The organism is Pseudomonas sp. BS3767 (assembly GCF_900099665.1).
GTDB classification, from domain to species: Bacteria; Pseudomonadota; Gammaproteobacteria; order Pseudomonadales; family Pseudomonadaceae; genus Aquipseudomonas; species Aquipseudomonas cerasi.
The window spans coordinates 335,126-348,417 of the sequence record NZ_FNCX01000002.1; the positions used below are offsets into that span (position 1 = coordinate 335,126).

A 13,292-nucleotide genomic window follows, 5' to 3' on the forward strand; every position below is an offset into this window, starting at 1 on the left:
CACTTACCTCCGACATGACAACGGTCTCCCCTGACACCGCGCTGTGCCCCTTGTGCGGCTTCAGCAACCAATGCAGCCTGGCCGATCCGCGTACCGTGGACCAGCCCTGCTGGTGCTTTTCGCAAAGCATCGACCCTGCATTGCTGGCAGCGCTGCCGGATAACCTTCGCGACAAGGCCTGTCTGTGCCCGCGCTGCGCCGGGATCGAAGATGCAGCGCCAGGTCCACAGGCACGCCGGGCCACAGAGTAAGATGCGCACCCCATACTCCGCTCGCTGTTATCGCCATGCGCCTTGATCGTTTCCTCAGCAACCTGCCACGCTTCAATCGTCAACAAGTGCGCCTGGCGCTGGCCAGCGGACGAGTGCAGGTAGACGGCCAGGCAACCCGCGACCCGCATCACGAAGTACGCGAATTCAGTTGTGTGGCGCTTGACGAAGAAATCCTCCAGGCAGGCAAAGCTGCCCGCTACTTCATGCTGCACAAGCCCGAAGGCTGTGTCAGCGCGACGAGCGATGCGCAGCATCCGACCGTGCTCGACTTGCTGGACGAGCCTGACAAGCACGAACTGCACATCGCCGGACGGCTTGACTTCAACACCACCGGCCTGATGCTGATAACCAACGATGGTCAATGGTCGCGACGACTGACTCAGCCACAGACCAAAATGCCCAAGGTGTATTACGTCGAGACCGAGCAACCGATCGACGAGCGCTACGCCGCGAAGTTTGCCGAAGGCCTGTATTTCGCATTCGAGAACATCACCACACAGCCGGCGCAATTGACCTTGTTGGGGCCGCGCAGTGCGCGCCTGAGCATTGTCGAAGGCCGCTATCATCAGGTGAAACGAATGTTCGGCCACTTCGACAACAAAGTGTTGCGCCTGCATCGGGAAAACATCGGCGCGCTGGCGCTGGACCACGACCTGCCCCCCGGCAGCTACCGCGCGCTTAACGTCGGGGAAATCGACCTGTTTTGAACGTCATGGCCGCCTGACAAACGCTGGTCGGATCGGCACAGGCTTTTGATCGACTATCGCCTGTCTGTCACGAAACTTGTGCAACGTCATAGGTACGCATACCTGTCTACGCCAGGAGTGACACCTATGTCGCCAGAAAAAGCAGTGCTCGACATACAAGGACAGTTTCGGGTTTATACCGAACTCTATCGCACCGATGCCGCCGCCAAGACCATCATTCTGGTCAACGGCTCATTGGCCACCACCGCTTCATTTACCCAGACCGTCCGCAACCTCTACCCGACCTTCAACGTGGTGCTTTACGACCAGCCCTATTCAGGCAAATCCAAACCGCACAACCTGCATGGCGCGCCACTGACCCGGGAAGAAGAAGGCCAGTTGTTGCTGGAACTGATCGATCACTTCAACGCCGAGCACGTGCTGTCGTTCTCATGGGGCGGAGCGGCCACGCTGGTTGCCTTGGCGCATCGGCCAAAACGCATCGAAAGCGCGGTAATCAGTTCGTTCTCCCCAGTGATCAACGAGAAGATGCATGACTACCTGTGTCACGGCATCACGCACCTGGGCGCGCATAGCCGTTATGACATGGGCCACTTGATCAACAACACCGTCGGCAAGCATCTGCCTGCGTTGTTCAAGCGCTTCAATTTCCGTCATATCAGCAGCCTGGATGCTCACGAGTATGACCAGATGCATTACCACTTCAGCCAGGTCCTGGAGCTCGACCCGGACAATTACCTGACCGCAGGCAAGAACATCACCGTCCCCGTGCTGTTCATCAACGGAGCCCTGGACGAATACACCTGCGCAAACGACGCCGTCCACTTCTCCAGATACCTGCGCGACTGCTGCTTCAGCACCATCGACGCTACCGGCCACTTTCTGGACATGGAACACAAGGCCGCCTGCCGTGACTCGAAACAGGTGCTGATGAACTTCCTGCAACCGCGACAGGAGTCACGCAGCACCCATAACCGCGCTCAGGACTACCCGTCCCTGACCTTCTGAAAACCGCACACGAAGCCACCGTCAGTTGCGCAGCAGTATCATCTGGCGGTTGGTTTTCGGGGTGAGTATCAGGAGGCAAAGCGCTGCGCAGTGAAATTAGCGCTTCAAATCAGGGCAGGGTTCTGGTACAAAGTCAGCCGCTCAGAGCAGCTCTCAGAGCGGGTATAGTTTAGTGGTAAAACGAAAGCTTCCCAAGCTTTAGTTGAGGGTTCGATTCCCTCTACCCGCTCCATTTCAGTCTTTCACAAAATCTGCTCTGCACTCCTGAAATTCCTCCCCCTTGCCGTTCAAAACTCCCCCTCTTCCCGCCTCCACTCTCAGATAGCAAAACCCAGAAACACGTCAATGCAACTCAAACATCGAAGTCATCGCAGTAGACCGGCACTGGCCTTACCCACCCCCGCCTCTCCCGGCACCCGCGCCTTGGCTTCTTGCGCCGAAACCGGCACCACCAGGTACTGCCGATACTCGCGGAACGCCTGCAAGGCAGAAGCGTCCTGCGGGCGATAGTCGTCGCCGCTATCCTGTTGCAGATTCGCCACACAAGGCCTGCCGATCACGCTCATGCACATGTTGTTTGCAGCCGCTGAAACCGGATCGAACAAGGCGAATGCCGTACCCGGCTGCTCCACATCATTATACAGCGGGTGAGCCACGCTCTCGAAGTCGTTTCCCTCGACCAGCAGCTGTGAGGATGAGGTCCGCGACATGATTGCGCCTTGGTAGGTCATACGCTGAAAGACGTTGTTGACCAGTTGGGCACGAACCTGCGCATTGTTCATACCGCCTGAATGCGGTGCTCTGCCGGAGGTATCGTGTACGTAGTTTCTCGACAGCGTCAGCGTGTCCTGACTGCCGAGGAACAGCCATACCCAGTAATGATGGCCATCGCAGGTAGACGAGTAAGGCGTTCGGCCGTCGAACTCATTGCTGGAAATGGTGATGTGTGACGCAGAGCCCCAGCCCGTAACAATCATCTGTCTACCGATCCGCGCGAAGGTATTGTGATCGATCCAGACGCCATCAGCCTTGTTCAGGGTCAGCGCATCGCCGCCCCATACGACACGTGGATTGATATCCGAAAGCGTCAGGTTGCGAACGATCACGTTACGCGCGCCGTCGCCAATGAACAGCCCAGCGCCCTGAATGCCTGCCTTGTCGCCAAGCCCGATCAATGTCTTGTTGGAGCCGACTTTCAGTGGTTTCAGCCCCGCGTTATCGTAGGTCACCATAACGGGCGGCCTTGATTGGCAGAAGTTGTTCGCACCATCCAGTGCAAGCTGCTCACCCCCCTGCGGGCAAGGTTTCACGACGCAGCCAGGCTCAGTGGTTGTTGTATTGCCGTTGGCAATCACGCTCGTGCGGAAGTCGAACGTGCGGTCCAGTACAATCACTCGCGGTGTGTCATCGGTGCAGACCCCGTGTGAGTCATGAGACGAGCAGAGCGCTGATCGAAGTTCATCCAGCGTGGAGGGATGCACGGCAGCAGCGGAGCCTCCGCCGGTCACGCCCTTGGCAAAGCCATCAGGTATGTCTGCTGCACGCAAGCATTGCGCTCCTGACAGGAGCAGAACCAGAGTGGCAGCGATCTTCAGATAGCCGCTTTGCAAAAGAGAACGCAAAGGCGTCATCGGTTGAGCTTCCCGTCATGCTCGCGGGAATCGCGAGGACAATCTGAATGCTAAACGGACTTCGGCCTGGCCTGCTCCGCTTCCATGGTGCTGGTCAGCCGCCGTTCAGGCGCCCTCGCTCACGAAAACCTCTCGCTCCATCCTGACGCTGTCAATCCCGCGCCCATGCCCGTCGACATCGACCGAGACAACAGCAAAGCCCAGGTTCGAGTAGAACCCCTGAACATGCTGACTGGTATCGATAAAGGCTCGGGTGACGCCCGGTAAAGACCGCATGCGCTGCAGCCGGGCCTCGGTCAGAAATCTGCCAAGGCCGCTGCCGTGGCGATCGCTGATGACCATGCCCCAGGTCAGCTCTGCCACTTCCGGGTCTGATAACACCAGATAGCCACCACAGGCAACAACCTCGCCGTCACGCTCGGCGACAAAGTACTGGCCCAGCGGAGCCATCAGAAAACTGGCAAATTGCTTGCGCTCCACTGGATCAAAGTAGCGTGGGACGTTGGTGTCGAAGATATCCAGACAACGCTCACGATCTGCGAGGGTGTAGGGCCGAAGCATGTCCATTGCGAGCCTTTTTGCAGAAAGAATTAAAGTGCCTGGCGAAATATATCCTGAATCTGCTCAAGATCGGCAGGACGCGGATTGGTCAGGCCACAGGCATCTTTCAGGGCATTGGTGGCCAGCATCGGGAAGTCTTCTTCCTTGACGCCCAGCGTAGCAAGGCCTGCCGGGATTTCCACGGCAGCTGACAATGCACGAATGGCGTCGATGGCCGCCTGGGCGCCTTCTTCCGGAGAGAGCCCACGGATATTGCTGCCCATGGCGTGTGCAACGTCGGTCAGGCGTGCAGCGCTGACGCTGGCGTTGAAGCGCTGCACATGTGGCAGCAGTACCGCGTTGCACACACCGTGAGGCAAATCATAAAAGCCGCCCAGCTGGTGCGCCATGGCATGCACGTAGCCCAGTGAGGCGTTATTGAACGCCATGCCGGCCAGGAACTGGGCATAGGCCATGTTCTCGCGAGCAGTGATGTTTGCCCCGTTGTTGAATGCGTCGCGCAAATTGTTGGCGATCAGCGCCATGGCCTGCAACGCGCAGGCATCAGTGATCGGGTTGGCAGCCGTGGAGACATAGGCTTCGATTGCGTGAGTCAAAGCATCCATACCGGTGGCGGCGGTCAGCGATTTGGGCATGGCGACCATCATGTCGGGGTCATTCACCGACAGCAGCGGCGTGACGTTGCGGTCGATGATCGCCATTTTTACGTGCCGGGCTTCGTCGGTGATGATGCAGAAGCGGGTCATTTCACTTGCGGTTCCGGCGGTGGTATTGATGGCAATCAGTGGCAACTGCGGTTTTGCCGAACGGTCGACGCCTTCATAGTCGCTGATATGCCCTCCATTGCTCGCGCACAGGGCAATGCCTTTTGCGCAGTCGTGGGGCGAGCCGCCGCCCAGCGAGATAACGAAATCGCACTGGCGCTCCTGCAACAAGGCAAGGCCGTTCTCGACATTGGCGATGGTCGGGTTGGGGCGGGCACCGTCGTACACGACCGAGTCGATGCCCTGCTCCACCAGCAGCCCGGCGACCTGACTGGCCACTCCTGCCTTGGCGAGGCCCACATCCGTGACGATCAGGGCCTTGCGAAATCCGTAGTTGCGTATGGCGAGCATGGCTTCATCAATGCAGCCAGTGCCGATGATGTTCACAGCGGGGATGAAAAAAGTGCTGATCATGACGGACCCTCGTGGGATGCCTGGAGATAGCTCAAGCATCCGCCTTGCGCGAGGTACAACCATTGACCTGGAGCAACGAAGCAGCCCACTGGCAGACCGTTGGTCGAAGACTCTTCGGTCTGCTGGCGCAGGGTGGCTGTTTCAGCCGATGAAACCGTCCGCCTCAAGGAGCGTTTCAAGGCACTGCTCGCTGATGCCATAGAACGTTTTGAGCTCCTGAATGCGTGCCAGCAACTGGGCCGGATCGACCGGCTCGGCACGCTTGACCGCGAGGATCATCTTGTTCTTGTTGGTGTGCTCCAGCGAGATGAACTCGAACACTTTGGTTTCGTAACCGCATGCCTCCAGCAACAGCGCGCGCAGGCTGTCGGTGACCATCTCTGCCTGCTGTCCCATGTGCAGACCGTATTGCAGCATCGGTTTCAACAAGGCAGGACTCTGGATCTGCAGACGAATCTGTTTGTGGCAGCACGGCGAGCACATGATGATCGAGGCACCGGAACGAATGCCCATATGAATGGCGTAATCGGTCGCGATGTCACAAGCGTGCAGCGCGATCATCACATCCAGCGCGCTGGGCGCGACAGTACGCACATCACCGTGCTGGAACGTCAGGCCGGGATGTTCAAGGCCCGCCGCAGCGTTGTTGCACAAGGTAACCATGTCCTCACGTAACTCGACACCGGTCACTTGCCCTTGCGCCTGCAAGGTATTGCACAGGTAATCGTGAATGGCGAAGGTCAGGTAGCCCTTGCCTGAGCCAAAGTCCGCGACCTTGATCGGCTGATCGAGCTTGAGTGGCGATGAGCTCAAGGCATGGGAAAACACTTCGATGAACTTGTTGATCTGCTTCCACTTGCGCGACATGGCCGGGATCAGCTCATGCTGGCGATTGGTCACACCCAAGTCGGTCAGGAACGGCCGGGTCAGTTCCAGGTAGCGCTTCTTCTCGCGGTCATGCCCGGCTGAAGGGGCCTGACGCTCCTGCTGCGCCTTGCTTTTGAACAGCGTGGTCTTGCCCTTCTTGCTGTATTCCAGCTGCACCTCGTCGGTCAGCGACAACAGGTGCGCGTTCTTGAACGATTCAGGGATCAGGCTGGCAATAACAGCTACTGCTTCAGCAAGCGAAAAATTCTTGGTGATGTCACGAGTCTTGTAGCGATACACGAAGCTCAGGCACGGTTGTTCCTTGACGGTCAGCGGCTTGATGATAACGCGCTGCAGATCGGCCTCGCTGCCCACGTATTTGGCCAGGACCAGCTTGATCAACGAGTTCTGCAGCAGACTGGTCTCCAGCAGGCCAAGGAACTGCGCGCGATGATCAGTCGCAGCGATGGGTGACGTGGAGGTAATGACTGACATTGAAAATGTGCCTCAAGCGTCCCGTCCGGGACTCGAAAAATCAGACCGGCATTTTAGGCGCGTCAGCGCGTCATGGGCACCCCTATTTTTCAGGGACTACACACACTGTTCGCGCGGTCGTACACGCCCTGAAGAAACGCACATAAATGGTAAAGTAATCCTTGTCAAAAACGACGCGCCATTACTTGCACGGCATACAAACATCTTTATAGTCGCCTTGGCTGATTACAGACAATCAGAACACACTTCTAGAGTCCTTTGTTCTACTGGAATAACTCGCACAAGGAACGTGCATTATGTTGAGTCAAGCAGCCCTGTTGGAAAACGAAAACATCGCTCGGATTACCTTGAAACCCTTAGAGTATCTGAACGCTGTCTTTGATGATGAAAAAAGTGGTGGCCGAAGCGCCGGCCTTGTTCTAACCAAGGAAGACATTCTTAGCCTGAAGCGTTACGAACGACATGCTCTTAATATCCCCACGTCACTCGCTCGCGTCGAACAGCAATTGGGTTTTACCAAAAGTGGCATTCCCGGGCTTGAGCCTGAAGACATGCTGAAGACCTACAAGGCCATTAACAGTCACGGCAAAAGCTGGTCGGGGATCGAGAATGGCATCAAGCACACCGGAACCAACATTGACCTGTTTGCCGCACAGTTCTCGGGGCAGGGTCAGCAGATCATCAACTACATTGAAAAGATGGATTTTGCCAGACAGCTGGATCTGACCGTTGCCGATTTATCCATTGAAGAGGTCCGCAACACGCCTCCGGTACCTCTGGGTGAAACTGATCAGAGGGTCTGTGTCACGCTGGCCGAATTTCTGAAGAACACCGCGTCACAAATAAAAAACCATCAGCACGCTGCGCAAACGCTGGCGCAACACATCGATACGTTCAGCACCGTTCTGAGCGTCCAGCTCATTCCCGGCATCAATGACAAGGTAAAACTGGCAACGCGCTCGGACCTGGACCAGCAAATCAAGGAGCTGGAACAAGATATCGAACAGCTGACGAGAGAAATCGAGCAGAAAAACAAAGAGTATAAAAACACACTGAATAATATTGCCTGGGGTATTTTCGGCGGCCCCATCGGGGTCGCTATAACCGGAGGTATTTTTGGCGCCAACGCGGAAAAAATTCGAAAAGAAAAAAATCGAATGGTAGCGTCCAAGCGTCAGAAAGTTCAAATACTCAAGGAAAAAATCCCCTTGGCAGCCGCCGTGCGCAGCCTGCAACTGCTGTTTGATGATATGTATATTCGCATGTTGGACGCTCATAAGGGCGCCACTCACCTGAAAGACCTCTGGGCCCTATTGGCCGCCTACATAGACAGTTCCGCAAACGAACTGGCGGCGATCAGAGACGATCAGGCCCTGCTGATTTTCGCCATGCAGTTTCACGGCGTTGTCATGCCGTGGCTGGAAATAAAAGGCAAAACGACTGAGCTATTGAAGATATTTAATAGTGCGCTGGATCAGTTTAAACGCGAACAGCAACCCGTCATTGTAATAGGACGATAATCATGAGCACTGAAACCCTGGGTGAGCTGTTGATCCTCACCCCGCCTGACACTGAAGTCATGAAAACCGCCCGCCAGAATATTCTTGCGCACGTGACCGCGCTGAAGCTGGACTTTCTGCCGGTCATGAAAGAAAAAATGCGGCCGCTTCAGGACGCCTTGATAAGTGCAGACAAGGTCTATAGCCAGGCACTGGCCACTGTCACCGTACAGCTGAATAACGTATACCTGAAGTCGATCGATCAGAAACAACAACTGATTGAAGCCGACACAAGGCTCAGCGACAAACAGAAACAACAAGCGATCAGCCAGCTGAACGGGCAGCGCATTCGGCAGGTATCGAATCTCACCGCCGTGGTGCGCCGCAGCGCTCAAGCGATTGCCGGACACAGCGATGATATGGCGCAGATCAACCTGACGCTGGAAAATAATCGTTTGCTGGAAACACTCCAGCAACAGATCGACAGCATAACCCAGCGCTCAGCCACGCTGGAAAGCGCAATGGCTTTAATCGCTGCAGACCGACGTCTGCTTGATACAACGATCACGACATTTGAAAAATACAACCTTGCCGATGTGTTCAAGGAAATGCTGCCTACTCCGGAGGAGCTCAAGCTGGTCAACATGACATCGCCGGAACTTGAGTTGGTCAACGCCGGGATTGCCAGACTCGGAAAATTACTCGACAAGGTCAGCAGCGCCTTGAAATACCTTGACCTCATTGAAGAACGCGACCGACTGAGGTCGCGCTATAACGCTCTGCTCGACGATTCCCGCACGGCTACCCGGGAAGCAAAGGCAATCAAAGAAAAACTCGACGAGTTGACAGCGCTCGCAGGCGTTGCGCAGAGCAAAGCGCTTTGGGTACAAGAGGCGAAAAAGGTTTATCAATCGCTCTACCATTTTCTGGATCAGATAACGTCGCCCGTTGATACTTCGACGCTGATCAGCCAGCAGGTCGGACAACTGCAGACTTACATAAAATCGTTTTACGACGTAAAGCGTATCGTCTGACCCGCACGGGTTTCAAGAAAGGAAGGTGTCGATAAACTCGACACCTGCCTTTTGGCCTTACCCCAGCACCACCAGCCGATTGGGCAGCTCATTCCTGCCGTGAGTCACAGGAACGTGATCGGCAAGCAACTCGCCACAGGCGTGAATACAACCCAGAAATCCCTGCAGAATCTGCCCGTCCCGAACCTGCTGAGTAAACACATCAACCATCGCCTTCCAGGTGTCGTCGTGCAGACGACTGGCGATGCCATGGTCGACCAGAATTTCGACATAACGCTCGGCCTCGCTGACAAACACCAGAATGCCGGTGCCGTCATGGGTCTTGTGCAGGTTCTGTTCGAGGAACTGCCGACGCGCGAGGTTGCCGGCACGCCAGCGTCTGACCGAGACCGGCACCAGCAAGGCGGATACTTTCGGGATGCGGCACGCCAGCGCCACGATAATGAACGTGCTCATCTGCGCCAGCATCAACTCGTCAGCGCTCAGCCATTGAAAGCAGTAATTGACCGTACCCGGCAGCAGCAGACCGATCAGCCCGGCCCAGATCAGCGGCATGTAGGCGTAGTCGTCGGCACGTGAGGCCAGCACCGTGACCAGCTCGGCGTCAGTGCGCTGTTCGACGCGGTCGATCGCTTCGGCAACCTGCCGCTGCTCGTCTTTGTTCAGTAAAGCCATGGTTCCCTCATTCCCGAATCAATCAACTACCAGTTACCGGAAGCACCGCCACCGCCGAAACGTCCACCACTGCGATCAGCGGCTCTTTCACGTGAGGGGCGGGTGACGCCGCTCCTTCTGACGCTGATGATTACAATCCCCAGAACGATGAGGGTCAACACGATACCGATCAGCCAGACCTGGTCGTCATTGGTCTGCTCGTCATATTCGGACATCTGACCTGTCGGCTCGGGGTAATCGGGGATCTGCCCGCCCAGTGCCGCGATGATCGCACGTGTACCGCGCTCTATACCGACGGCAAACCGGTTGTCGTCAAACTCCGGAGTCATCAGCATGTCGATGATCAGAGAAGCCTGGGCGTCATTGAGACGATCCTTCAGCGCTCCACCGACCTCCATGAACACCTTGCGCTTGTCGCGATAGACCACCAGCAGAACGCTGTCATCCTTGCCGTGCAGCCCCAGGCCCCAGGTGTCCCCGAGTCGAGCGCCGAACTCTTCGATGCTCGTGCCCTGCAGATCCGCGAGGGTCACCACCACCACACGCTCCCCGGTCGCCTTTTCGTGGGCGCTTAGAAGTCTCGCCAGACGAACCGTAGTCTGGCTGTCGAGCATTTGTGCGGCATCCACCACACTGCCGGTCATCGGCGGAAAAACCAGTGCTTCTGGCTCTGCCTCGGCACGCAATACCCCTCCCAACAGCATCACCACGTATAACATCCACTGTGAAACAGACTTCAAAATCCAGACCTCCGGTGTTTTTTTGAATCCATTGAAACGACACGCCTTAGCCAAAACACAAGTTCCCCGGCATAATCCACCGCCAACACCTGATGCGGTCACTATTTGATCGACAGGGTCTGTACAAAAATCAATCAAACCGCCATTTTCGTACACACCTTGGGGAGACTTCGTACAGTGAAGCGGATAGCAACTATCCTTGCATCCCGTGCGAACCATAACGCCAAAGGTCCATAACCCAAAAACTGGCTGTCGGACATTAAACGCGAGTTACTGACAAAAGCCTTGAGAAATCATTCATGAATAAGCTGTGTTTATTAGGTTTGCTGGTCGGTATGGCCAGTCAGTCGGTGATGGCCCAGACCGTTTCCGCCACGGACAATACAACGCTTCAAGCCAAGAATGCCTTCATCGGCAAACTCATGAAACAAATGACTCTGGACGAAAAGATCGGTCAGTTACGACTCATCAGTATCAGTTCGGAAATGCCACAGCCGCAAATTCTCAAGGAAATTGCCGCCGGAAGAATCGGCGGAACGTTCAACTCCATTACCCGTTCGGAAAATCGTCCGCTGCAGGAAGCCGCAGTCGCCAAAAGCCGTCTGAAAATTCCGATGTTCTTTGCCTACGACGTGGTTCACGGTCATCGCACGATTTTCCCGATCAGCCTGGGCATGGCCGCCAGCTGGGACATGGACGCCATCGCACTGATGGCCCGGGTCTCGGCCAAAGAAGCCAGTGCCGACAGCATCGACATGACTTTCGCCCCCATGGTGGATATTTCCCGCGACCCTCGCTGGGGCCGCAGCTCCGAGGGCTTCGGTGAAGACACTTACCTGGTGTCACGCATTTCCGACGTGATGGTCAGGTCCTTCCAGGGCAAGAACGTCGCAGCCAATGACAGCATCATGGCTGCCGTCAAACACTTCGCCCTGTATGGCGCAGTAGAAGGCGGACGCGACTACAACACCGTGGACATGAGCATGACGCGCATGTACCAGGACTACCTGCCGCCCTACAAGGCCGGCATCGATGCCGGCGCCGGCGGCATCATGGTCGCACTCAACTCGATCAACGGCGTGCCGTCGACCTCCAACAAATGGCTGATGCAGGACCTGTTGCGCAAGGACTGGGGCTTCAAGGGCGTGACCATCAGCGACCACGGTGCGCTCAAGGAACTGATCGACCACGGCGTGGCCAAGGATTTCCGCGAGGCCGCCAAGCTGGCGATCAAGGCGGGCGTCGACCTGAGCATGAACGACGCGGCCTATGGCGAGCAATTGCCTGGCCTGGTGAAAGACGGCGAAGTTTCCATGAAGGAAATCGACAACGCCGTGCGTGAAGTGCTGGGTGCCAAGTACGACATGGGTCTGTTCGCCTCGCCTTACGGCCGCATCGGCGTCGCTGCCGATGACCCTGCCGATACCTATTCCGATGACCGCCTGCACCGTGCCGAAGCTCGCGATGTGGCGCGCAAGACACTGGTACTGTTGAAAAACCAGAACGAGACACTGCCGCTGAAGAAACAAGGCACCATCGCAGTGATTGGCGGACTGGCACAAAGTCACCTCGACATGCTCGGCAGCTGGTCGGCAGCGGGTCGTCCCAACCAGTCGGTGACGGTGTATGAAGGGCTGGCCAACGCGGTCGGCGACAAGGCCAAGCTGGTTTATGCGCGCGGTGCCAACGTCAGTGACAACGAACACGTCCTCAACTACCTGAACTTCATCGAGAAGGAAGTAGAGGTCGATCCGCGCCCGGCGCAGGAAATGATCGACGAAGCGGTCAAGGTCGCCGAGCAGGCCGATGTGATCGTTGCCGTGGTCGGCGAGTCGCGCGGCATGTCGCATGAGTCGGCCAGCCGCAGCAGCCTGGACATTCCGGGCAAACAGCGCGACCTGATCAAGGCGCTCAAGGCCACTGGCAAACCACTGGTGCTGGTGCTGATGAATGGCCGTCCGCTGGTTCTGGTCGACGAACAGGAACAGGCTGACGCCATGCTCGAAACCTGGTTCCCGGGCACCGAAGGCGGCAACGCAGTGGCTGATGTGCTATTCGGCGACTACAACCCGTCGGGCAAGCTGGCCATGTCGTTTCCACGCTCGATCGGTCAACTGCCGGTCTACTATGCGCACTTGAACACCGGCCGTCCGTATCACGAAGGCAAGCCAGGCAACTACACCTCGCACTACTTCGAGGAGCCCAATGGCCCGCTGTTTCCGTTCGGTTACGGCCTGAGCTACACCCAGTTCGACGTCTCGGACATCAAGTTGTCGGACGCCAGCATGACGCGCAAAGGCAAGGTGACTGCCAGCGTGACCGTGAAGAATACCGGCAAGGTGGCCGGTGCAACCGTTGTGCAGTTGTATCTGCATGACGTGGCAGCGTCGATCAGCCGTCCGGTAAAAGAACTGAAGAACTTCGAAAAGGTAATGCTTGAGCCCGGAGAAGAAAAAGTCGTGACCTTCACCCTCAGTGAAGACGATCTGAAGTTCTACAACAGCGAGCTCAAGCACGTGGCGGAACCTGGCGAATTCAAGGTCATGATCGGTCTGGACTCGCAAGCAGTGAAAGAAGCGACCTTCAATCTGTTGTAAACCCTGCGCGTGGCGCGTTCGTGAGCAT

Annotated in this window: 12 protein-coding genes and 1 tRNA gene; 7 read left to right on the forward strand and 6 right to left on the reverse strand. The window is 56.6% G+C overall.

Going from position 1 to position 13,292, the window contains the following annotated elements; translation table 11 throughout:
* The first annotated feature begins 14 nt into the window (after positions 1–14).
* The 4 genes from BLR16_RS06005 to BLR16_RS06020 all read left to right on the forward strand — a co-directional run bounded on the left by BLR16_RS06005 (position 15) and on the right by BLR16_RS06020 (position 2,219).
* Positions 15–251 (forward strand): cysteine-rich CWC family protein, encoded by a 237-nt coding sequence (locus tag BLR16_RS06005; protein ID WP_074804943.1) that lies wholly within the window; start codon positions 15–17, stop codon positions 249–251.
* A 35-nt stretch (positions 252–286) separates the two neighbouring features.
* Positions 287–979: a pseudouridine synthase gene (locus BLR16_RS06010; RefSeq protein WP_044308880.1), complete on the forward strand. Its 693-nt coding sequence runs from the start codon at positions 287–289 to the stop codon at positions 977–979.
* A 126-nt stretch (positions 980–1,105) separates the two neighbouring features.
* Positions 1,106–1,987: an alpha/beta fold hydrolase gene (locus tag BLR16_RS06015; protein WP_074804946.1), complete on the forward strand. Its 882-nt coding sequence runs from the start codon at positions 1,106–1,108 to the stop codon at positions 1,985–1,987.
* 158 nt (positions 1,988–2,145) lie between these two features.
* Positions 2,146–2,219: transfer RNA gene (locus BLR16_RS06020), tRNA-Gly, on the forward strand.
* 133 nt (positions 2,220–2,352) lie between these two features.
* On the opposite strand, the gene BLR16_RS06025 is transcribed toward BLR16_RS06020, so the two are convergent.
* The 4 genes from BLR16_RS06025 to BLR16_RS06040 all read right to left on the reverse strand — a co-directional run bounded on the left by BLR16_RS06025 (position 2,353) and on the right by BLR16_RS06040 (position 6,719).
* The gene (locus BLR16_RS06025; RefSeq protein ID WP_060708214.1) at positions 2,353–3,618 is read right to left on the reverse strand and encodes a pectate lyase family protein; all 1,266 of its coding nucleotides are present in this window, start codon (positions 3,616–3,618) and stop codon (positions 2,353–2,355) included.
* Positions 3,619–3,723: 105 nt separating this feature from the next.
* On the reverse strand, positions 3,724–4,185 hold the full coding sequence (locus BLR16_RS06030) for a GNAT family N-acetyltransferase (protein WP_003431350.1): 462 nt from the start codon (positions 4,183–4,185) through the stop codon (positions 3,724–3,726).
* Positions 4,186–4,208: 23 nt separating this feature from the next.
* Entirely contained in the window at positions 4,209–5,357 is a 1,149-nt protein-coding gene (gene yiaY / locus BLR16_RS06035) for an L-threonine dehydrogenase (protein ID WP_003363779.1), read from the reverse strand.
* 141 nt (positions 5,358–5,498) lie between these two features.
* The gene (locus BLR16_RS06040; RefSeq protein ID WP_074804948.1) at positions 5,499–6,719 is read right to left on the reverse strand and encodes a class I SAM-dependent methyltransferase; all 1,221 of its coding nucleotides are present in this window, start codon (positions 6,717–6,719) and stop codon (positions 5,499–5,501) included.
* 296 nt (positions 6,720–7,015) lie between these two features.
* Between BLR16_RS06040 and BLR16_RS06045 the strand changes: the two genes are divergently transcribed.
* Both BLR16_RS06045 and BLR16_RS06050 read left to right on the forward strand, forming a co-directional pair.
* On the forward strand, positions 7,016–8,239 hold the full coding sequence (locus BLR16_RS06045; protein WP_092194165.1) for an alpha-xenorhabdolysin family binary toxin subunit A: 1,224 nt from the start codon (positions 7,016–7,018) through the stop codon (positions 8,237–8,239).
* A complete protein-coding gene (locus tag BLR16_RS06050) occupies positions 8,236–9,252 on the forward strand; it encodes an alpha-xenorhabdolysin family binary toxin subunit B (RefSeq protein WP_161437929.1) in 1,017 nt (338 codons plus the stop codon). The genes BLR16_RS06045 and BLR16_RS06050 overlap by 4 nt, the downstream gene beginning before the upstream one ends.
* Positions 9,253–9,309: 57 nt before the next feature.
* On the opposite strand, the gene BLR16_RS06055 is transcribed toward BLR16_RS06050, so the two are convergent.
* The gene (locus BLR16_RS06055; protein ID WP_003431360.1) at positions 9,310–9,927 is read right to left on the reverse strand and encodes a TPM domain-containing protein; all 618 of its coding nucleotides are present in this window, start codon (positions 9,925–9,927) and stop codon (positions 9,310–9,312) included.
* A 26-nt stretch (positions 9,928–9,953) separates the two neighbouring features.
* Positions 9,954–10,646 (reverse strand): TPM domain-containing protein, encoded by a 693-nt coding sequence (locus BLR16_RS06060; protein WP_032609151.1) that lies wholly within the window; start codon positions 10,644–10,646, stop codon positions 9,954–9,956.
* A 320-nt stretch (positions 10,647–10,966) separates the two neighbouring features.
* On the opposite strand from BLR16_RS06060, the gene bglX reads away from it, so the two are divergent.
* A complete protein-coding gene (gene bglX, locus BLR16_RS06065) occupies positions 10,967–13,264 on the forward strand; it encodes a beta-glucosidase BglX (RefSeq protein WP_074804958.1) in 2,298 nt (765 codons plus the stop codon).
* Positions 13,265–13,292: the final 28 nt, after the last annotated feature.

What these genes read in the sequence shown, in the direction of transcription:
- BLR16_RS06040 (WP_074804948.1), bottom strand. Translation starts at nt 6,719, where the DNA reads ATGTCAGTCATTACCTCCACGTCACCCATCGCTGCGACTGATCATCGC.
- BLR16_RS06005 (WP_074804943.1), top strand. Translation starts at nt 15, where the DNA reads ATGACAACGGTCTCCCCTGACACCGCGCTGTGCCCCTTGTGCGGCTTC.
- yiaY (WP_003363779.1), bottom strand. Translation starts at nt 5,357, where the DNA reads ATGATCAGCACTTTTTTCATCCCCGCTGTGAACATCATCGGCACTGGC.
- BLR16_RS06025 (WP_060708214.1), bottom strand. Translation starts at nt 3,618, where the DNA reads ATGACGCCTTTGCGTTCTCTTTTGCAAAGCGGCTATCTGAAGATCGCT.
- BLR16_RS06010 (WP_044308880.1), top strand. Translation starts at nt 287, where the DNA reads ATGCGCCTTGATCGTTTCCTCAGCAACCTGCCACGCTTCAATCGTCAA.
- BLR16_RS06015 (WP_074804946.1), top strand. Translation starts at nt 1,106, where the DNA reads ATGTCGCCAGAAAAAGCAGTGCTCGACATACAAGGACAGTTTCGGGTT.
- BLR16_RS06060 (WP_032609151.1), bottom strand. Translation starts at nt 10,646, where the DNA reads ATGTTATACGTGGTGATGCTGTTGGGAGGGGTATTGCGTGCCGAGGCA.
- bglX (WP_074804958.1), top strand. Translation starts at nt 10,967, where the DNA reads ATGAATAAGCTGTGTTTATTAGGTTTGCTGGTCGGTATGGCCAGTCAG.
- BLR16_RS06030 (WP_003431350.1), bottom strand. Translation starts at nt 4,185, where the DNA reads ATGGACATGCTTCGGCCCTACACCCTCGCAGATCGTGAGCGTTGTCTG.
- BLR16_RS06045 (WP_092194165.1), top strand. Translation starts at nt 7,016, where the DNA reads ATGTTGAGTCAAGCAGCCCTGTTGGAAAACGAAAACATCGCTCGGATT.
- BLR16_RS06055 (WP_003431360.1), bottom strand. Translation starts at nt 9,927, where the DNA reads ATGGCTTTACTGAACAAAGACGAGCAGCGGCAGGTTGCCGAAGCGATC.